This window comes from Caulobacter sp. Root1455 (genome assembly GCF_001426905.1).
Classification (GTDB): domain Bacteria; phylum Pseudomonadota; class Alphaproteobacteria; order Caulobacterales; family Caulobacteraceae; genus Caulobacter.
This window is the reverse complement of record NZ_LMFQ01000012.1, coordinates 268,120-286,914: the sequence shown is the minus strand read 5'-3', so window position 1 is coordinate 286,914 and position 18,795 is coordinate 268,120. Positions and strand designations below refer to the sequence as shown.

General features: G+C 70.2%; 17 protein-coding genes. 7 read left to right on the top strand and 10 right to left on the bottom strand.

Annotation, left to right across the window (positions count from 1 at the left end):
- Nucleotides 1–573: 573 nt before the first annotated feature.
- The 5 genes from ASD21_RS08725 to ASD21_RS08705 form a co-directional block, all read right to left on the bottom strand.
- Entirely contained in the window at nt 574–1,938 is a 1,365-nt protein-coding gene (locus ASD21_RS08725) for an HlyD family type I secretion periplasmic adaptor subunit (RefSeq protein WP_056439625.1), read from the bottom strand.
- Nucleotides 1,935–3,719 carry a type I secretion system permease/ATPase gene (locus ASD21_RS08720; RefSeq protein WP_056439621.1) on the bottom strand — a complete coding sequence of 595 codons (1,785 nt, stop codon included), beginning with the start codon at nt 3,717–3,719 and terminating at the stop codon, nt 1,935–1,937. The genes ASD21_RS08725 and ASD21_RS08720 overlap by 4 nt, the downstream gene beginning before the upstream one ends.
- 141 nt (nt 3,720–3,860) lie before the next feature.
- Entirely contained in the window at nt 3,861–4,796 is a 936-nt protein-coding gene (locus ASD21_RS08715; RefSeq protein WP_056439618.1) for a Gfo/Idh/MocA family protein, read from the bottom strand.
- 101 nt (nt 4,797–4,897) lie between these two features.
- Nucleotides 4,898–5,353, bottom strand: a complete 456-nt coding sequence (locus tag ASD21_RS08710) for a VOC family protein (protein WP_056439616.1) — start codon at nt 5,351–5,353, stop codon at nt 4,898–4,900.
- Nucleotides 5,354–5,438: 85 nt separating this feature from the next.
- Entirely contained in the window at nt 5,439–7,751 is a 2,313-nt protein-coding gene (locus ASD21_RS08705) for a glycoside hydrolase family 3 N-terminal domain-containing protein (protein WP_156398320.1), read from the bottom strand.
- 107 nt (nt 7,752–7,858) lie between these two features.
- Between ASD21_RS08705 and ASD21_RS08700 the strand changes: the two genes are divergently transcribed.
- Nucleotides 7,859–8,089: a hypothetical protein gene (locus ASD21_RS08700; RefSeq protein ID WP_056439613.1), complete on the top strand. Its 231-nt coding sequence runs from the start codon at nt 7,859–7,861 to the stop codon at nt 8,087–8,089.
- Between the two features lie 17 nt (nt 8,090–8,106).
- The gene (locus tag ASD21_RS23875) at nt 8,107–8,244 is read left to right on the top strand and encodes a hypothetical protein (protein ID WP_156390748.1); all 138 of its coding nucleotides are present in this window, start codon (nt 8,107–8,109) and stop codon (nt 8,242–8,244) included.
- 228 nt (nt 8,245–8,472) lie between these two features.
- Here ASD21_RS23875 and ASD21_RS08695 read toward each other — a convergent pair whose 3' ends face one another.
- From ASD21_RS08695 to ASD21_RS08675, 5 genes are all read right to left on the bottom strand, one after another.
- Complete coding sequence (locus ASD21_RS08695) at nt 8,473–9,546, bottom strand: alpha/beta fold hydrolase (protein ID WP_082554679.1); 1,074 nt, start codon at nt 9,544–9,546, stop codon at nt 8,473–8,475.
- Between the two features lie 252 nt (nt 9,547–9,798).
- Nucleotides 9,799–10,692, bottom strand: coding sequence for an oxygenase MpaB family protein (locus ASD21_RS08690; protein ID WP_056439746.1), 894 nt, complete (start codon nt 10,690–10,692; stop codon nt 9,799–9,801).
- A 165-nt stretch (nt 10,693–10,857) separates the two neighbouring features.
- A complete protein-coding gene (locus tag ASD21_RS08685; protein WP_082554678.1) occupies nt 10,858–12,462 on the bottom strand; it encodes a fatty acid--CoA ligase in 1,605 nt (534 codons plus the stop codon).
- Nucleotides 12,463–12,599: 137 nt separating this feature from the next.
- On the bottom strand, nt 12,600–13,058 hold the full coding sequence (locus tag ASD21_RS08680) for a hypothetical protein (protein WP_056439608.1): 459 nt from the start codon (nt 13,056–13,058) through the stop codon (nt 12,600–12,602).
- A 213-nt stretch (nt 13,059–13,271) separates the two neighbouring features.
- Entirely contained in the window at nt 13,272–13,574 is a 303-nt protein-coding gene (locus tag ASD21_RS08675) for a hypothetical protein (protein ID WP_056439605.1), read from the bottom strand.
- A gap of 256 nt (nt 13,575–13,830) precedes the next feature.
- Here ASD21_RS08675 and ASD21_RS08670 point away from each other — a divergent pair, with 256 nt between their 5' ends.
- From ASD21_RS08670 to rutA, 5 genes are all read left to right on the top strand, one after another.
- A complete protein-coding gene (locus tag ASD21_RS08670; protein ID WP_082554689.1) occupies nt 13,831–15,480 on the top strand; it encodes an HWE histidine kinase domain-containing protein in 1,650 nt (549 codons plus the stop codon).
- A 147-nt stretch (nt 15,481–15,627) separates the two neighbouring features.
- Nucleotides 15,628–16,329, top strand: coding sequence for a pyrimidine utilization protein B (gene rutB / locus ASD21_RS08665; protein ID WP_056439600.1), 702 nt, complete (start codon nt 15,628–15,630; stop codon nt 16,327–16,329).
- 140 nt (nt 16,330–16,469) lie between these two features.
- Nucleotides 16,470–16,874, top strand: coding sequence for a pyrimidine utilization protein C (rutC, locus tag ASD21_RS08660; protein WP_056439597.1), 405 nt, complete (start codon nt 16,470–16,472; stop codon nt 16,872–16,874).
- Nucleotides 16,875–16,877: 3 nt separating this feature from the next.
- On the top strand, nt 16,878–17,693 hold the full coding sequence (gene rutD, locus ASD21_RS08655) for a pyrimidine utilization protein D (protein ID WP_056439592.1): 816 nt from the start codon (nt 16,878–16,880) through the stop codon (nt 17,691–17,693).
- Between the two features lie 3 nt (nt 17,694–17,696).
- Complete coding sequence (gene rutA / locus ASD21_RS08650) at nt 17,697–18,767, top strand: pyrimidine utilization protein A (RefSeq protein WP_056439589.1); 1,071 nt, start codon at nt 17,697–17,699, stop codon at nt 18,765–18,767.
- The last annotated feature ends 28 nt before the right edge of the window (nt 18,768–18,795 follow it).

Below are 18,795 nucleotides of genomic sequence, written 5' to 3'. Positions count from 1 at the left end.
CTGTCGGACGAACGTTGATCGATGATCAACATCGTCCGGACCGTATTCACCGACGCTCGGGCGCAACGCCATCGGCTCGGAGAACGGCGCACCGCGAGGCCTGGGGGGGCCGCGCGCTCAGCGCCGCCCACCCCCGAGGGGGACTCAAACTGAAGGCGGGCCTTGGGGGAGGCCCGCCTTTTATTTTGAAATGACAGCGTTGGCGGGGGCGCCCCGTGGCGGACGCTCGACGTTCGCCGGTCGCTGTGAAACAATTTCGAATGTCCAGCGATCCAGATTTGGTCGGAACGGTATTTTTCACGGTTTGCGCCGGGCTGATGCTGTGCCTGACGTGGTGGCCTCGCCTTTGGATCGTGCTGGCGGTCGACAGGCGTCGGACCGCCGACGACTTCGGGCGTAGGCGCGGAATACTGCGTGTACTGACCGGCTTGGGGGCTTTGCTTTGTGTTTCCCTAGCGGTCGCCATGTATCTCGGGTTTTGAATCGCCCGACGGTGTCCCCCAAACAGCCGATCGCCATTTCGCTTTCGGCGCCGTCGACCGGAGCGGTCAACGCGTCAAATGCCGCCGCCCCCTAGTGCTCGCGGCCCATGCGCCAGAAGGTCTGGAACAGCGGTTCGACCAGATAGGCCAGGGCCGAACGCTTGCGCAGCGGGATCAGGACCTCGACCGGCAGGCCGGCCTGCAGGCCCGATCGTGGGCCGCGCACCTTGCGGATCTTGTCCAGCTCCTCGGGCGGGGCGGCGACCTCGGCGCGGAAGTACTGCACCCCGGTCTTCTCGTCGGTGAAGCTGTCGGCCGACAGCTCGGTCAAGGTTCCGTTCAGCAACGGCAGGTCGCGCTCGTGCAGCGAGGTGAAGCGGATCTGGGTCTTCTGGCCCGGCCGCAGGTCGTCGGCGTCGTTGGGCGAGACCTTGGCCTGGATGACCAGGCGGCGGTCCTGCGGCACGATCTCCATCAGGGTCTGGCCGGGCGCCACCACGCCGCCGACCGTGAACACGTTGAGCCCCACCACCTTGCCGCCGGACGGGGCGCGGACCGTGGCCCGGGCCAGTTGCTCGCGGGCCGCCAGCACCTTGGGCTGCAAGTCGTCGAGCCGGACCTGGACGTCGCGCAGCTGGCCGGAGACCTCCTCCATCATCTGCCGCTCCAGCGACAGGGTCTGCAGGCGCGTCTCGCCGATCTGTTCGCCGGAGCGGGCGATCTGGGCGCGATAGGCGCCGTCCTCGCCGGTCAGGGAGGCGGCGCTGCGTTGCAGGGCCAGGACCCGGGTCTTGGGCGCGTAGCCCTTGGCGGCCAGCTCCTGCACGCCCGCCAGCTCCTCCTCGATCAGCTTCTGCTGCTCGCGGTTGGCGTCCAGCTGGCGCTGGGCGCCGCTGGTCTGCTGGGTCAGTTGCAGGACCCGCTGGTTGAGCACGCCGCGCTGGGTCTGAAGCGAGCTGCGGCGGGCCTGGAACTGCTGGCGCTGCAGCCGCAGGGCGTCCTCGGCCAGGGGCTTGTCCTCGGGCGTCAGCTTGGCGAACTCCGGCGGGGCGGCGAAGCCGGCCTGCCTGTCGCGCTCGGCGACCAGGCGGGCGCGCTGGGCCAGCAGGGTCAGGACCTCGCCGGTCATGCCGCGCTCGCTGGCCCGCAGTTCCGAGGCCGACAGCTCGACCAGGATCTGGCCCTTGACCACGCTTTGGCCCTCGACGACGCGGATGGCGGTGACCACCCCGCCCTCGCGGCTCTGCACCGACTGCCGGTTGCCGGCCACGGCGATCACCCCGTGGGCGTAGGCCCCGGCGTCCAGCGGCGCCAGCGCCGCCCAGCCCAGGAAGCCCACGAAGAACAGGCCGGCCACGCCCGCCCCGATGCGGATGGCCATGACGGGATCGTCCGACAGGCGCGGCGGGACCTTGGCGGCCGCTTGCTCCGGAGCGTGAAGTGTCGTGTCGGTCATGGCTTGGCGGCCTGCAGGGCGGTCGTGGTGGAAGCCGGCTTGGCGCCCGCCCCCTTGGCCTGGTTCTTGGCGGTCTCGGCCATCTTGGCGATGACGTCGGTCCGGGGACCGAGCATTTCGAGCTGGCCCTCGCGCAGCACCAGCAGGCGGTCGGCGACGTTGAGGATGCCGGTCCGGTGGGCGACGATCAGGATCGCGGCGTTCCGCGCCTTGGCGGCCAGGATGGCGCTGTTCAGCGCCGCCTCGCCGTCGGCGTCGAGGGCCGAGTTGGGTTCGTCCAGGATCAGCAGCGGCGGGTCGCCGTACAGCGCCCGCGCCAGGGCCACGCGCTGGGCCTGGCCCGCCGAGAGCCCGCGTCCGCCGGCCCCCAGCATCGTGTCATAGCCCTTGGGCAGGCGCAGGATCAGCTCATGCACCCCGGCCGCCTGGGCCGCGGCCACGACGTCGGCGTCGATGATCGCCGGATCGCCCCCGGCCGCCCCAGTGGCGCTCCAGGTGGCGAACCGCGAGATGTTGTCCTTGATCGAACCGGCCAGCAGGCCCGAATCCTGGGGCACGTAACCGATGTAGCGGCCCAGCCGGTCGCCGTCCCAATCGGCCAGGTTGGCGCCGTCCAGGCGCACCGTGCCGGCGTCGGGACTGATCGCCCCGGCCGCCACCCGCGCCAAGGTGGTCTTGCCCGCCCCGCTGGGACCGATCACGCCGAGGATCTCGCCCGGCGTCAGGCGGAAGGAGACGCCGCGCAGCAGGACCGGCCCCTCGCCGGGCGCGCGCACCGCCACCTGCTCCAGGGCCAGCATCCCGGTCGGCGCCGGCAGCTGGGTGCCGGAGATCTCCATCCCCCGGTTGGGGAACAGCTTGATCAGGTTGTTCAGCGCGCCGCGCGCCTGGCCGACCACGCCCCAGGATCCGACCAACTGCTCGATCGGCTGCAGGGCGCGGCTCATCAGCACCGAGGCGGCGATGATCGCGCCCGCCGAGATCTGCTTGTCGACCGCCAGCCAGGCGCCCAGACCCAGGGCGGCCGACTGCAGGAACATGCGGGTGAACTTGGTGGCCGCCGAATAGCCGCCGCCGGTGAACTGGGCCTTGGCCGACAGGTCCAGGCCGGCGCGGCGGTCGGCCAGCTGGCGTTCGCGCAGGGCGCCGCGCATGCCCAGGGCGCGCACGACCTCGCCGTTGGCGGCGGCGGCTTCCTGCGAGGCGTAGGCCTGGGCCTGGGCGAGGAAGGCCTCGCGGGCCCGGGTCCGCGTCGCCCGCTCGTTGAACACCGCCAGCACCACCAGCACCGCGCCGCCGACGATGGTCATCGCCCCCAGCGCCGGGTGGATCATGAAGGCGACCAGCACGTAGATCGGCGTCCAGGGGATGTCGAAGGCGGCCACGGCCACCGGACCCGACAGGGCCTGGCGCACGATGTCGAACTCGCGCATGCCCTGGGCCGACGAGCCCGGCGTCATGGCGCTCATCAGCCTTTGCAGGATGCCGCCGGCCAGCAGCCGGTCCAGGCGCAGGCCCGCCAGGGTCAGCAGTCGCGAGCGCACCGATTCCAGGGCCGTCTGGGTGGCCAGGGCGAAGGCCACCACCAGGGTCAGATACAGCAGGGTCAGCCGGCCCTCGGTCGGCACGACCCGGTCGTAGACCTGCATCATGTAGATGGTCGGCGCCAGCAGCAGGATGTTGATGAAGGCGCTGAACACCGCGGCGGCCATCAGGTGGGGGCGGCAGGCCCGCAGGGCGGCGACCAGCGGCGGCGGCAACGGGGCGTCAAGGAACTTCACGCGTCTCTCCCCGGGGCCGCGCCACCCTCTCCGCCGGCTCCAAATCGCCTGACGCAGGTCTCACGCCCCTGGCCGTACCTAACGTTGCGCCCGGGGTTTAGGCAAGACGCTCGTTGCGCCAAATGGTCGAGGTTCGGCGACCTACTCCACGAAAGCGGGCGCCGTGACGCGCCGCCCCAGCAGGAAGGCGTCGGCCACGTGGCGCAGCGGCGTGACGTCGACGTCGGACTGGCCGGAAGCGATCAGTTCGGCGAACCGGGCGTAGAGGCCCGGATACTCGGCCTCGGGCTGTTCGTGGACCAGGGCGCCGTCGATCCACAGCCTGGCGCCGCCGTGCGACAGCCGCAGGGCGCCGCCGTCGGTGTCGACCTCGATGTCCCAGCTCTGCGGACCGGTCTGCAGGAAGTCGAACGCGGCTGTGACCGGCACGCCGGCGGTGTCGACGAAGGCCAACTCAGCCTGGATCGGCGACTGGCGGTTCTCGGGCACGTGCAGGGTCGCCTCGGTCAGAAAAAACGGCCGCGGCAGGACGGCGGTGGCGATCGACAGGGCGTTGATGCCGGGATCGAAGACTCCGAGGCCGCCCGGCTCCCAGATCCAGTCCTGGCCCGGATGCCAGACCCGCACGTCCTCGCGCCAGTTGATCCGGGCCGCCGTGATGGTCTTGCCCGCCAGCCACTCGCGCGCCGGGGCGACGGCGGGGGCGTGGCGCGAGTGCCAGGTGGTCTGCAGGGTGACATCGCGCGCCTGCGCGACCTGGCGCAGGTCCTCGACCTCGCTGAGCGTCGCGCCGGGCGGCTTTTCCAGCATCACGTGCTTGCCGGCCTCCAGCGCCTGGCGGGCCAGGCCGTGGCGCACCTGCGGCGGGGTGCACAGGGCCACGGCGTCAAAGGCCACGCCGCTGGCCAGCAGGTCGTCGAAGGTGTGGAAACTGGGCAGGCCAGGCTGCTCGGCGTGGCGGCTGACCACCGCGACCAGCGCGAAACGCGGGTCGGCGGCCATGGCCGGCAGGTGCTGGTCGCGAGCGATCTTGCCCAGGCCGATCAGGGCCACGCGGATGGGGGTGGCGGCGGTCATGGGCGGCTCGCGACTCTGGGCAACACTTATTTGTAGGATAAATGCTTGGTCGAGCTTGGGATGTCAAACGGCCAGTGAGGCTTGGGGCTCTGCTTCGACCGTCACCGATCGCCGCCGAGGGGTTGCGCCAGCCCGATCAGAAGTCCTTCGGGGCCACGGATGTAGCAAAGCCGATACGCGTTCTCGTACTGAACCACGTCGCCGACGAGCTGAGCGCCGTGCTTGTGAAGTCTGGCCAGGGTGTCGTCGATGTCGCTCACCGTGAACATGGCGCGCAGATAGCCCAGGGCGTTCACCGGGGCGTTCCGGTGGTCGGCGACCACGGACGGGGCGAGAAAACGCGAGAGCTCCAGGCGGCTGTGGCCGTCGGGCGTGGCCATCATGGCGACCTCGACGCGCTGATCACCCAGTCCAGTGATGCGTCCCGCCCATTCGCCTTCCACCACGCCTCGCCCCTCGAACGTCAGGCCAAGCTCGGTGAAAAAGGAGACCGCGTCATCGAGGGATTCCACCACGATGCCGATATTGTCCATTCGTAGCAATTTGCTCTTGGTCATGATTTCGGTCGTGTCCCTGATGATGCCGCGGCTGCAACGCCGCGTCGGCCGGAGGGGCGGACACCCCACCGAATGTCGATAGGCCCTACGCCCCCAGCAACTCGAAGCTCGCCGCCAGCCCGTCCACCGCGCTGCTGGCCACCCACAGGTCGAATATCCCCGGCTCGGCGACCCACTGGTCGTTGTCGCCGACGAACATCAGCGCCGCCCGCTCCAGGCTGAACCGCGCCTCGCGCGTCTCGCCCGGCTTCAGCGCCACCTTCAGGAAGCGCTTGAGCTCGCGCACCGGCCGCGTGCGGCTGGCCACCCGGTCGCGGATGTAGAGCTGCACGACGTGCTCGCCGGCCACCTTGCCGGTGTTGGTCACGGTCGCGGTGACATACAGCCTCTCGTTCCAGCCCAGACGCGTGGTCGACAGCTTGACGTCGCTGAGCGCGAAGCTGGTGTACGACAGCCCGTGGCCGAACGGGTACAGGGCCTCGTTGCGGGTGGTGCGCCAGCGGGCCTTGTACTCCTGGCTGTCGTCGGCCTGGGGCGCGGGACGGCCGGTGGTGCGGTGATTGTAGGCGAACGGCTCCTGGCCGCTCTCGTGCGGGAAGCTGACCGGCAGGCGGGCCGACGGATTGACCTTGCCGAACAGCACGTCGGCCACCGCGTGGCCGGTCTCGGTGCCCAGGAACCAGGTCGCCAGCACGGCGGGGGCGGCCTTGACCGCGCCTTCCAGCACCAGGGCCCGGCCGTGGCGCAGCAGCACGACGGTCGGCTTGCCCACCGACGCCACCCACTCGGCCAGCTGCTGCTGGACGCGGGGCAGGCCGATCTCGGTGCGCGACTGGGCCTCGCCCGACATGTTCTGGCCCTCGCCGACCGCCAGCAGCACCACGTCGGCGGCCCGCGCGGCGGCGACGGCCTGTTCGTAGCCGCCGGGGATGGTGTTCTCGACCTCGCAGCCTTTGGCGACGATCAGCTGCGATGGGTCGGCCATGGCTTCACGAATGCCGGTGGCCAGGTCGACGCCCAAGCTCTGGTCGCCGAAGAAGGCCCAGGGTCCCAGGATGTTGTCGCGGTCCTCGGCGAACGGACCGATCAGGGCGATCTTCCTGCCCGTGGTCGGCAGCGGCAGCAGGCCGCCGTCGTTGCGCAGGAGGACGATCGACTTGCCGCCCGCCTCGCGAGACAGGGCGCGCATGGCCGGGGTGGCGGTGTTCGCCGCCTGGGCCTTGGCGTCGATCGAGCGGAACGGCCGGTCGAACAGGCCCAGGGTCTCCTTCAGGCTCAAGACCCGCCGCACGGCGTTGTCGACGGTGGCCATCGGCACCAACCCCTCGGCGACCAGCGCGGGCAGGTAGCGGCTGTAGAGCCCGCTCTGCATGCTGATGTCGACCCCGGCCAGGATGGCCAGCCGCGCGGCGTCCTTGTCGTCGGCGGCGTAGCCGTGGGCCACCAGCTCCTGGTCGGCGGTGTAGTCGGAAATGACCACGCCCTTGAAATCCCACTCGCCGCGCAGGATGTCGGTCAGCAGATGCTTGTTGGCCGTGGAGGGCACGCCGTTGATATCGTTGAAGGCCGACATCACCGACAGGCAGCCGGCGTCGAAGGCGGCCTTGAACGGCGGCAGGTGGATCTCGCGCAGGGTCTCCTCGGAGAGGTCCACGGTGTTGTAGTCCAGGCCCGCCGCCACCGCGCCGTAGCCGGCGAAGTGCTTGGCGGTGGACAGCAGGCTGTCGGGCGCGGCCAAGTTGGGCCCCTGGAAGCCGCGCACCCGGGCCTGGGCCATCACCTCGCCCAGGAACACGTCCTCGCCCGAGCCTTCCGCGCCCCGGCCCCAGCGCTGGTCGCGAGCCACGTCGACCATCGGGGCGAAGGTCCAGTGGTTGCCGTGCGAAGAGGCCTCGACCGCCGCGGCCCGCGCCGTGCGCTCGGCCAGGATCGGATCGAAGCTGGCGGCCTCGGCCAGGGGGATCGGATAGATGGTCTTGAAGCCGTGGATCACGTCGGCCGCGAACAGCAGCGGGATGCGCAGGCGCGACTGCTCGACGGCGGCGGTCTGGGCCAGCAGCGCCCCCTCCACCCCGACGCCGTTCATCAGCACGCCGATGCGTCCGGCCCGGACGTCGGCCAGGATCTGCTGGGTGTTGCGCTGGTTGACCAGCGGATTGATGTCGCCGATCGGCGGCCGGATCATGTCGGAATAGCACGACAGCTGGCCGGCCTTTTCCTCCGGGGTCATCTGGGCGATCAGGGCCTCCACGCGGGACGAGGCGGCGCGCGCCGCCCCCGCTCCGGCCAGGGCGAACCCCGCCAGGCCCGTCGCGCCGGCCAGGACCGCCCTGCGGTCCAGGCCTCTTCGCCAACCTGCACGCAAGGAGGGACCCCGTCGCCCGCCGCCGTCCGCCATGATGCCTCCCCGAACTGAACTTGCCGCAACCTCGCCAGAAACGCCGCTTGGTGCAATGGTGCGTTACCTGAGGAGCGAACCAACGCCTTCAACCTCGGAGAAGCTCCATGACCACCCTCTGGCGCATCGATGTCCGCCTCGGCGACGCCCCGCCCGAAGCTCCCCTGCGCAGCGTCGTGGTCGAGGCCCAGACCGAGGTCGACGCCCTGCGCATCGTCCTGGCCCAGGCCGAACGGGACCGGGCCGACGCCGAGGAGCTGCTGCAGGACGGCCAGGAAGAGGTGTTCTCCCGCACCGAGGTGCTCGAGGGGCATATCGAGCACAAGGGGCGGACCTGACCGGCGCGATCGACGGCGTGGAGTTCAAGACCTCGATCAACAGCTACGAGGTGCTCAAACCCTCCACGGCGAAAGTCCTGGCGCGGCTTTCGAACGTCGAGGGCTCGCCGCCGGTCGTCACGGTCAACCGCTTTGGCAAGGGCCAGGCGATCTAGGTCGCCACCCAGGCCCAGCCGTCCGTCCCTCAGCCGCCCGCGTCGTCGACGGCCGCACCCTCTACGTCAACACCAACCGCACGCCCCTCGAGGTCGACATCGAAGGCCAGAAGAAGGGCGTCCTCTCCGGCAGAATCTGGAGTGGCAAAGTCCAACGGGGATCCAACGGCGTCGACGTGGTCGAATAGACCAGGCCCGGCGTCCGACCGCGTTCGCCGCGATGCGCGGCTACGGCTTGTCCGCCGCCACCGCCGCCGCCCGCACCCGCGTCTCCAGCACCCGCAGCTGCGTGTCGATCATCGTGCGATTGGGATCGTGGCCGGTGCGCGCCAGCGGGAAGAACGCCTTTTCGGGCGCGGCCAGGCTGTCGAAATAGGCCCGGCTGATCTCGGGGACCGTGACCAGGTCCTGGTCGCCCTGCAGCATGAAGACCGGCATGGCGAACCGGGTTCCCAGCTTGCGCAGGTCGAGCCGGGGGCCCATGCCGTCGCCGGCCATGCCGACGAACTGGACGAAGGAATAGTCCTCGCCCGCTTCGTAGGCGGCCTCGTAGGCGGGGGTGTCGTAGCCCGGCGTCGGCTGGAACCAGTCTCTGGGGGGCGCATCGGTCGCCAGCGCCTCGTACTTGCGCGTCGCCCGCCGCAGGATCCCGAAGGCGCGGGGATTGGTCCACGGCGGCGCGCCCAGGGCCTCCAGCTTGCCGATCGTCTCGGCGTCGCCGGCCGCGCGCGCCAGGCCGATCGTTCGCGCATAGCTGGCCGCCAGATTGTCGTGGTACCGGACCATCTGGGCCGTGCCGACATAGGCGTGGAAGAGGTCCGGCTCGGCCTGGGCCATGGTCACCGACAGGGCCGAGCCCCACGAGCCGCCCATCAGGATCACCTTGCGCTTGCCCAGCCGCTGGGTCGCGTAGCGCGCCACCTCGACCCCGTCGGCGGCCAGACGCTCGATGGTCAGGGCCTCGCCCTCGGCCGGCGGGCTGGCCTGGTAGGTCTTGCCCGCGCCGCGCTGATCCCAGTGGACGACGGTGAAGTCCTTGGCCCAGTCGCCGAACACGGTGTGGGCGAAGGGGGTGTTCGGATTGCCCGGGCCGCCGTGCACGATCAGGACGATCGGGTTGGCGCAATCGCGGCCCTCGACGACGACCCACTGCTGGATGCCGCCGATCCGGACATAGCCGGCCTCGTCGACCGACTGACCCGGCGCGCGGCACGCCAGGTTCAACTCGGCCGGCGTCCGGGCCGCGACCAGCCCCGGCGCGAACGCCAGCACCGTCGCCGCGACAATCCCGAAAAACTTCATCAACGCCCCCGACTCGCTCCACCTCGCCATACGGATGGAACGGTGTTCGCTTACCATCCCGAGGCGCGCCGCGCAGATGAATTCGTCGCGGGACTTCACCTGGGCAAGGCCGCGCCGGTGAACACTTGCCCCCACCTGACCGCTTCGCGGTCTGTCCGCCCCCACAGGGGGCGGAGGAGGTGCGCACGGCCTCCTCTTCCCCCTCTGGGGGAAGACGGTCGCGAAGCGACCCGTAGGGGGCAAGTGCTGCCTCTACCGTCGATACAGATAGTCCCCCGCCAGTCCCATCCGTTGGCACGCCTCCACCGCCGGCGTGCCCTTGAGCGGAAGCCGGTCCGCCGCCGCGCCGGCCAGCTTCACCAGCCGCCGCTCGACCGGGCCCAGATCCCATTCACGGCCCAGCCCGACCACCGCCCGAACCTCCGGCGGGGTGATCGCCGCCGCCGCCCGGATCAGCGCCCCCTGCAGGCCGCGCAGCGGGGCCGGCAGGATCGCCGTCCGGCGCATCAGCTCCAGGAACTCGAAGACGATCTCGTGGCGCTCCAGCTTCGGCAGCATGGCCGCCAGCTGGGCCTCCCATTCCGCCACCGAGGCCGGCGCCCCGACCGCGCCGTACAATGCCGCGGCCGGCGCGGCCTCGGCGTAGAATCGGTCGCGCTCGGCGTCGCTCAGCGGACGGGCGAAGGCGTGATAGGCCTCCATGAAGCCGAAGCTGGCGGTGGCCTGCACCCAGTCCAGCAGCTCCACGTCGTTGGCCCGGTAGGCCGCGCCGGCCGGGGTGTCGCCGGTGACCCTGTCGTGCATGCGCCGCACGCCGGCGATCATCTTCTCGGCGACCGAACGCGCGCCATAGACCGTGACCATGGCCGCCAGCCCGGTGCGCTTCAGGCGCGGCAGCGGATCGCGGCGGAAGCTGGAATGCTCCCAGACGCCGGTGCGGACGCGCGGCTCGGCCAGCTCCAAGATCACCGCCGTCACCCCGCCGACGAACAGCGAGATCGGGTTCTTGAACACCCGCCACGACACCGAGTCCGGCGCGGCCAGGGCCGGCTCGCCGGCCGGCCGGCGAAAGTCGACGCGGGGTCCGCCCTCGGGCTGATACAGCCCCTGGACCAGCCCCGCCACGCGACCGTCGCCGTGCGTCATCGAGTTCACCTTCCGCTGGTTCACTGGGTCGCCGGTAGACCGGCAATCGCCAGCGGGCCGTCCTCGTCCTTCGACAGGCTCAGGATGAGGACGACTTTCACGGCCATTGAACTCGAATTCCTCATCCTGAGCCTGTCGAAGGACGAGGAATTCGCCCCCCCCACCTCAATTCACCCATCGTTCCTTGCCCGCCCAGTACGGCTCGCGCAGCTCGCGCCGCAGGATCTTGCCCGAGGCGTTGCGCGGCAAGGCCTCGATGAAGTCGATGGTCTTGGGCGCCTTGAAGCCGGCGATGCGGCTCTTGGCGAAGGCGATGATGTCGGCCGGATCCTCGGGCGCGCCCGGCTTGAGGGCCACCACCGCCTTGACCGCCTCGCCCCAGGTGTCGTCGGGCACGCCGATCACCGCCACCTCGGCCACGTGCGGATGGCCGTAGACGGCGCTCTCGACCTCGGCCGGATAGATGTTCTCGCCGCCGCTGATGATCATGTCCTTCACGCGATCGTGGATGAACAGGTAGCCGTCTTCGTCGAGGTAGCCCGCGTCGCCGGTGCGCAACCAGCCATCGGAGCCGATGGTGTCGGCCGTCGCCTGGGGCAGCTTCCAGTAACCGGCCATGTTGGCGGGCGAGCGGACCGCCACCTCGCCCACCGCGCCCGGCGGCAGGGTTTCGCCGTTCTCGCCGAGGATCTTCAGCTCCGCGCCCGGCATGGGCAGGCCGGCCGAGCGCATGCGGGCGTTGCCCGCCGGGTCGTGGTCCTGCGGCGGCAGATAGACCACCGTGCCGGTCGTCTCGGTCATGCCGTACTGCTGGACGAAGCCGCAGCCGAACACCTCGATGCACTCGCGCAGCAGGTCCAGCGGGATGGGCGCGGCGCCGTAGAGGATGTGGGTCAGGCGGCTGTAGTCGACCTGGCGCGCCCGGGGCAGGCGCACCACGATCTGCAGGGCGGCCGGCACCATGAACATCTTGGAGACCCGGTCCTTCTCGATGAAGTCCAGCACCTTGGTCGGGTCGAACTCGCGCGCCACCACGCCCTTGGCGCCGTTGACCAACCCGACCACGCCCCAGCCGGTGCCGCCGATATGGGCCACGGGCATGGCCACGAGGCTGACGTCGTCGGGGCCCCAGCGGTTCCAGTCCATGTCGGCCAGGGCCGCCAGTTTGCGGGTGGCCAGGATGTTGGAATGGGTCAGCATCGCGCCCTTGGGCCGGCCGGTGGTGCCCGAGGTGTAGAGCTGGACGGCTATGTCGGCCGGAGTGACCACGCTCGTCGGCGGATCGCAGGCGGCGGCGTCGCGCCAGTCCTCGAACTCCGGATGGCCGTAGTCGTTGGCCTCCATGGCGATCAGCGTGGGCTGGTCGAGGATCAGCTCGGCCACGTCGCGGACATGGGCCAGAAGCTCGGGGCCGACGAACACCATGCGGGCTTCGGCGTCGCCCAGGATGTAGGCGATCTCGCGCGGGGCCAGCCGCCAGCCGATCGGGGCCAGCACCACCCCGGCCTTGGCCGCGCCGAACAGCAGCTCGAAATAGTGGTCGCTGTTCTTGCCGACATAGGCGATGCGGTCGCCCTTGGTCAGGCCCTCGGCCAGCAGGGCGTTGGCCACGCGGTCGGTATCGCGGTCGAAGTCGGCGAAGGTCGTCGAGCGGCCTTCGAACACCAGGGCCGTCGCGCCCGGCCGGACCTCGTGGTGGTAGCGGGCGACGTCGCCCAAGGTCGTCATGCGATCGAAATCGACGGCGGGTCCAGGGGCGGGTCCGGGCATGGTCGACGTGTCTCCTCGCGCTGTCCGAGGCGGTCTGGCGCCGCCTTCGGCTGGGTGGAACGTCAGGATGAGGGGCATTCCCGCCGCGCGGCTAGGGAAAAACGCGCTTTCCGTCGCGGCGGACACGGTCCTTCCGGTCAAGCCTTGGCGTCGAGGCGACGGGCGTTGGCCGTCGCGGCGGCGTGCACCGGGGCCAGCATCGCCGACTGCCAGGCCACGCCCAGCGACATCATCCGCCCCCAGAACGCCACCGCGCCGAGCGAGGCGGTCATGGCCGGCGCGACGCCGTAGCTGGGCGTCTTCCAAACCTGGGCGAGATAGCGGTTGGACTCCGCCGCCATGGCCAGCCAGGCCGGTCCGCCCGCCGCCGCGCCCTGGGCGAACGCCAGGGGCTTTTCCGAGACCATGCGCGTCAGCTCGGCGTAGTTCCCGCGCATCGGGTCGTTCAACGCCTGGGCGATCATCGGCGTGCGGGCGTTGACCACGCGAAGCGAGGCCAGGGCCAGTTCGGCGCCGGCCGTCGCCAGGGCGAAGGCGTCGGAAGAGGTCGCCGCCTTGCGGCGGGTGCGGGGGGTCGTCTTGCGGGGTTTGGCCATGCGGGGACAACGCGCCCGAGGAGGCCTTCGCTCCGCTTCCATGAAAAAGAGCCGGCTTCGGAGGCGAAAACCTCGTCCTTCGACAAGCTCACGATGAGGTTTTCTACTGCCGCCTCAGATGATGCCCTCTACCGCCACGGCCCGTGGAATGGTCCTCATCCTGAGCTTGTCGAAGGACGAGGACCACGCACCAGACTTGAAGGTTGATCGCGCCTAGTGCGCCGCGTCCTTGGCCTTGTCGCCGGCCTTTTCGGCCTGATCGCCGGCCTTCTCGGCCTGGTCGCCCGCGGCGGCGGCCTGGTCGCCGGCGGCCTTCTGCGTGGCTTCGTCGCCGGTGGAGGCGGCCGTGGCGCTGGCCTGGGCGGCGGTCTCGGCGGCGTCGGCGGCCTGTTTGCTCGAGGCGGCGGCGGCGTCGCTGGCGGCGGCGGCTTCCTGGGCCTTCTGGGCCTTGTTTTCACCGCAGGCGGCGGCGGTCAGGGCGAGAGCGGCGACGGCCGCGATGGTGACGATACGCATGCTGTGAAGTCTCCCAAAATCCCCGACATCTTTGCCGTGGGCTGAGCAAGAGAACCCGGAGGCGCGTCGAAGGTTGCCCCGCCGTCGGACGCCCGCCCCGGTCGGCCTAAGCGCTTGACCCGGCGCGGCGGTCGCCGTCTCTTGAGGCCGATCCGCAGGATGAGCCCGTCCCCCCTTGCCCAACCCGGTCACCCCCGACCCCGCATCGAACCCGCCCTCGCCCGCCGCCGGCACCGTGCGCCGGCGCCTGCTGCTGATGGCCCTGAGCCTGGTCGTTCCGGCCACGATCTTCATGGCCCTGCTGGCCCGCGCCGAGTTCGGCGAGAGCCGGGCGCGCTACGAGCGGCAGCTGATGGCCACCACCCGGGCCCTGGTGCTGGCCACCGACCGCCAGATCGGCCAGGGCCAGAGCGTGCTGCAGACCCTGGCGGTCTCCCCCGCCCTGATCTCCGGCGACATCCCCGCCTTCGAGCGCCAGGCCCGGGCGGTCGTGCAGGGAACCGACGGCTGGATCGTGCTGCTCGACAACGAGCGGCAGCTGGTCAACACCCGGCGCCCGGCCGGCGCGCGCCCGCCCAAGGTCGGCCTGTCGGACCTTCGCTGGCAGACCATCCGCGCCGGCCGCGCGTCGGTGTCGAACCTGGTGCTGCCCAAGCAGGCCGACCCGGTCCCGCCCTTCGTGTCGATCGACATGCCGGTCATCGTCGACGGCAAGCTGTACGACCTGGCCTATCAGCAGTCGCCCAAGGCCTTCTCGTCGATCTTCGCCGCCCAGACCATTCCGCCCAGCTGGACGGCCAGCATCGTCGACCGCGAGGCCTCGATCGTGGCGCGCTCGAAGAATGTCGACCGCTTCCTGGGCCGCAAGGTCACCGAGGACATCCGCAAGGTCATGGCGCACGGCAATGAAGGGGTCACGCTGAGCCACACCCTGGACGGCACGCCCAGCCTCTCGGCCTTCAGCCGGTCGTCGACCAGCGGCTGGTCGTTCATCGTCGGCGTGCCGCGAACCGAGCTGAGCCGGGCCAACTGGTCGTCGGTGGGCTGGCTGACCGCGGCCAGCCTGTTGCTGCTGGTCATCGGCGCGGCGGTCGCCCTGGCGGTCTCGCGCGACATCTCGGCCTCGGTGCGCGGGCTGGGCGCCGACGCCAAGGCCATGGCGGCGGGCGAGGAGATCGCCCTGTTCCCGGACCGTTTCCGCGAGATCGCCGAGGTGCGCGCGGCCCTGCAGGACGCCGCCGCCCAGCTGCGGGCCCGCGAGGCCGAGGAGCAGCGCGCCCACCAGCGCCAGCAGCTGATGATCAACGAGCTGAACCACCGGGTGAAGAACACCCTGTTCACGGTGCAGTCCCTGGCCCGCCAGAGCCTGGGCCGTCCCGCCGACACGCCCGGCCTGCACGCCTTCAACGAGCGCCTGATGGCCCTGGCCCGCGCCCATGACCTGCTGACCCAGAGCGTCTGGGAAGGCGCGGACCTCAAGGAGATCCTGGAGGAGACGCTCGAACCCTATCTGGACCGGACGGTGCTGGCCGGGCCGCGGGTGGCCCTGACGCCCAACGCCGCCCTGGCCCTGTCGATGGTGTTCCACGAGCTGGGCACCAACGCGGTCAAGTACGGCGCCCTGTCGCTGCCCGAGGGCACGGTGACGGTGGTCTGGCACGTCGATCCCGGCGCGCCGCATCGCCTGACCCTGCACTGGGAGGAACGCGGCGGCCCCACCGTGTCGCCGCCGGCCCGCAAGGGCTTCGGCTCGCGCCTGATCGCCGCCAGCTTGAAGGCCGACGTGGCCGGCGAGGCCCGTGTCGACTATCGCCCCAGCGGCCTGGTCTGCGTCCTGACCCTGTCGCTGCCCCAGACCGGCAAGGAAGAGGCCGAGGGACAGAGCGCGGGGCCGGACGCTATTTAGTAAGTCGTTTCTGAATTAGCTCAAGACTTAGGCGCCGCTCGGGGCAATCGCGGTTCAACGACCATCGATCGATTGCGCCCCGCTTCGCGATGGTCTTACCTGCGTCGCTCACCCCTCCGGGCCACGCCCGGCAAGAGATCGAGCCCGATGACGACACCCGACACCCTGATGCTGCCGGCCCGGCCCGAGCCGATCGCGCTCCCCGTCGACAAGACAGCCGTGATCGTCATCGACATGCAGAACGCCTACGCCTCGCCCGGCGGCTATCTGGACCTGGCCGGCTTCGACATCAGCGGCGCGGCGGCGGTGATCGACAAGATCAAGGGCGTGTTGGACGTGGCCCGCGGCGCGGGCATGCCGGTGATCTATTTCCAGAACGGCTGGGACAGCGACTATGTCGAGGCCGGCGGCCCCGGCTCGCCCAACTGGCACAAGTCCAACGCCCTGAAGACCATGCGCGCCCGGCCCGAGCTGCAGGGTAAGCTGCTGGCCAGGGGCGGCTGGGACTACGAACTGGTCGACGAGCTCAAGCCCGTCCCCGGCGACATCGTCCTGCACAAGACCCGCTACAGCGGCTTCTTCAACAGCCAGCTGGACAGCGTGCTGCGCTCGCGCGGCGTGCGCCACCTGGTGTTCGTGGGCATCGCCACCAATGTCTGCGTGGAGTCGACGCTGCGCGACGGCTTCTTCCTGGAATATTTCGGCACGGTGCTGGAGGACGCCACCCATCAGGCCGGCCCCGACTTCGTGCAGCAGGCGGCGCTCTACAACATCGAGAAGTTCTTCGGCTGGGTCTCGACCACGGCGGACTTCAAGGGGGCGGTGGGGCAGCGGGAAGCAAGCGCGTGAGCGGCGCCCTGCGTCCTTCGAGGCTCGGCTGCGCCTCGCACCTCAGGATGAGGACCTTTTGAGCCAGCTGAATTCCTCATCCTGAGGCGCCGCGAAGCGGCCTCGAAGGACGCAAGGCCTCGCAACCAAGGAGACCACACATGCCCAAGACCGTCATCCTCCCGCCCGGCACGGGCACGCCCATCGCGCCGTTCTCGCCGGGAACCCTGGCCGACGGCGTGGTCTATGTCTCGGGCACCCTGGCCTTCGACAAGGACAACAACGTCGCCTTCCCCGAGGACGCCGAGGCCCAGACCCGCCAGGTGCTGGAGACCATCAAGTCGGTCATCGAGACCGCCGGCGGCACGATGGACGACGTGACCATGAACCACATCTTCCTGACCGACTGGTCCAATTACCAGACGATCAACAAGGTCTATGCCGAGTACTTCCCCGGCGACAAACCGGCCCGCTACTGCATCCAGTGCGGCCTGGTGAAGCCCGGCTTCGTGGTCGAGATCGCGTCCGTCGCCCACATCGGCCAAAAAGACGGGGGCAAGAAGTAGACGATGCACAGCGGAACCGTCGACGGCCTGTACTACGAGGTCCATGGCGGGCCGGCGGCCGATCGCGGGACGGTGATCCTGTCGGCCGGCCTGGGCGGTTCCGGCGCCTTCTGGGCCCCGCAGATGGCGGCGCTGACCAGCCGCTTCCGCGTGGTGCTGTACGACCATCGCGGCACGGGCCGCAGCGTTCGGACCCTGACCAACCCGCATTCGGTGGCGGCGATGGGCGACGACATCGTCCAGGTGATGGACGCCCTGGGCCTGGAGCGCGCCCACGTGGTGGGCCACGCGGCCGGCGGCAACGCGGGCCTGGCCCTGGCGCTGGACCATCCGGACCGCATCGACCGGCTGGTGGTGGTCAACGGCTGGTCGCGTCCCGACCCGCACATCAAGCGCTGCTTCGACACCCGCCTGGCCCTGCTGAACAACACCGGCATCGCCGCCTATGTCCACGCCCAGCCGCTGTTCCTGTATCCGGCCGACTGGCTGAGCGCCAACAACGCCCGCCTCGAGGCCGAGGAGGTCCACCACATCCAGGGCTTCCCGGACCCGGACGTCATGCGGGCCCGCATCCAGGCCCTGCTCGCGTTCGACATCGACGACGCCCTGGAAAGAATTCGATGCCCGGTGCTGGTCAGCGCCAGCGCCGACGACATGCTGGTGCCGTCGGCCTGCTCGCGCCGCCTGGCCGAGCGCCTGCCCAATGCGGTGCTCGACATCGCGCCCTGGGGCGGCCACGGCTTCACCGTCACCGCGCCTGAGGCCTTCAATTCACGCCTGCTGAGCTTCCTCGGCGGCGACCTTCAAGAGGGGGAATAACCCATGGAAATCGGCGTCTTCATTCCGATCGGCAACAACGGCTGGCTGATCTCCGAGGCGGCTCCGCAGTACATGCCGAGCTTCGCGCTGAACAAGGAGATCGTGCAGAAGGCCGAGAAGTACGGCTTCGACTTCGCGCTCTCGATGATCAAGTTGCGCGGCTTCGGCGGCAAGACCCAGTTCTGGGAGCACAATCTCGAGAGCTTCACCCTGATGGCCGGCCTGGCGGCCGTGACCGACAAGATCAAGATCTTCGCCACCGCCGCCACCCTGACCATCCCGCCGGCCATCGTGGCCCGCATGGCCTCGACCATCGACTCCATCGCCCCGGGCCGCTTCGGCATCAACCTGGTGACCGGCTGGCAGAAGGCCGAATACGACCAGATGGGCCTGTGGCCGGGCGAGCAGCACTACACCGACCGCTACAACTACCTGGCCGAATACGCGACCGTGCTGCGCGAGCTGCTCGACACCGGCGTCAGCGACTTCAAGGGCAAGTACTTCCAGATGACCGACTGCCGGGTCAGCCCGCACCCGGAAGACACCAAGCTGATCTGCGCCGGCTCGTCCAACGAGGGCCTGGCGTTCACGGCCCAGTACGCCGACTACAGCTTCGCCCTGGGCAAGGGCGTCAACACCCCGACCGCCTTCGGCGGGGTCAACGACCGCCTGAAGGCCGCCGCCGACAAGACCGGCCGGGACGTGGCCTCCTACATCCTGTTCATGATCATCGCCGACGAGACCGACGAGGCGGCCATGGCCAAGTGGCTGGCCTACCGGGCCGGCGCCGACCAGGAAGCCCTGGCCTGGCTGACCAACCAGGCCGCGCCGAACGCCGCCGCCGGCTCGACCACCAACACCGCCCAGCTGGCCGCGCCGGAATCGGCGGTGAACCTGAACATGGGCACCCTGGTGGGCTCGTTCGAAAGCGTCGCGCGGATGCTGGACGAGGTGGCGGCCGTGGAGGGCACGGCGGGCGTGCTGCTGGTGTTCGACGACTTCGTGGCCGGGGTCGAGAACTTCGGGACGAGGATCCAGCCGCTGATGACGAGGCGGAAGGGCCTAGGGGGCTAACACTTGCCCCCACCTGGCGGCTTCGCCG

Bases quoted from the DNA above. Each gene is read 5' to 3' on its own strand.
- ASD21_RS08675 (WP_056439605.1), bottom strand. From the start codon at position 13,574: ATGCGTATCGTCACCATCGCGGCCGTCGCCGCTCTCGCCCTGACCGCC.
- rutC (WP_056439597.1), top strand. From the start codon at position 16,470: ATGCCCAAGACCGTCATCCTCCCGCCCGGCACGGGCACGCCCATCGCG.
- ASD21_RS08670 (WP_082554689.1), top strand. From the start codon at position 13,831: ATGGCCCTGAGCCTGGTCGTTCCGGCCACGATCTTCATGGCCCTGCTG.
- ASD21_RS08685 (WP_082554678.1), bottom strand. From the start codon at position 12,462: ATGCCCGGACCCGCCCCTGGACCCGCCGTCGATTTCGATCGCATGACG.
- ASD21_RS08710 (WP_056439616.1), bottom strand. From the start codon at position 5,353: ATGACCAAGAGCAAATTGCTACGAATGGACAATATCGGCATCGTGGTG.
- ASD21_RS08680 (WP_056439608.1), bottom strand. From the start codon at position 13,058: ATGGCCAAACCCCGCAAGACGACCCCCCGCACCCGCCGCAAGGCGGCG.
- rutD (WP_056439592.1), top strand. From the start codon at position 16,878: ATGCACAGCGGAACCGTCGACGGCCTGTACTACGAGGTCCATGGCGGG.
- ASD21_RS08725 (WP_056439625.1), bottom strand. From the start codon at position 1,938: ATGACCGACACGACACTTCACGCTCCGGAGCAAGCGGCCGCCAAGGTC.
- ASD21_RS08705 (WP_156398320.1), bottom strand. From the start codon at position 7,751: ATGGCGGACGGCGGCGGGCGACGGGGTCCCTCCTTGCGTGCAGGTTGG.
- ASD21_RS08700 (WP_056439613.1), top strand. From the start codon at position 7,859: ATGACCACCCTCTGGCGCATCGATGTCCGCCTCGGCGACGCCCCGCCC.
- ASD21_RS08715 (WP_056439618.1), bottom strand. From the start codon at position 4,796: ATGACCGCCGCCACCCCCATCCGCGTGGCCCTGATCGGCCTGGGCAAG.
- rutA (WP_056439589.1), top strand. From the start codon at position 17,697: ATGGAAATCGGCGTCTTCATTCCGATCGGCAACAACGGCTGGCTGATC.
- ASD21_RS08695 (WP_082554679.1), bottom strand. From the start codon at position 9,546: ATGAAGTTTTTCGGGATTGTCGCGGCGACGGTGCTGGCGTTCGCGCCG.
- ASD21_RS08690 (WP_056439746.1), bottom strand. From the start codon at position 10,692: ATGACGCACGGCGACGGTCGCGTGGCGGGGCTGGTCCAGGGGCTGTAT.
- rutB (WP_056439600.1), top strand. From the start codon at position 15,628: ATGACGACACCCGACACCCTGATGCTGCCGGCCCGGCCCGAGCCGATC.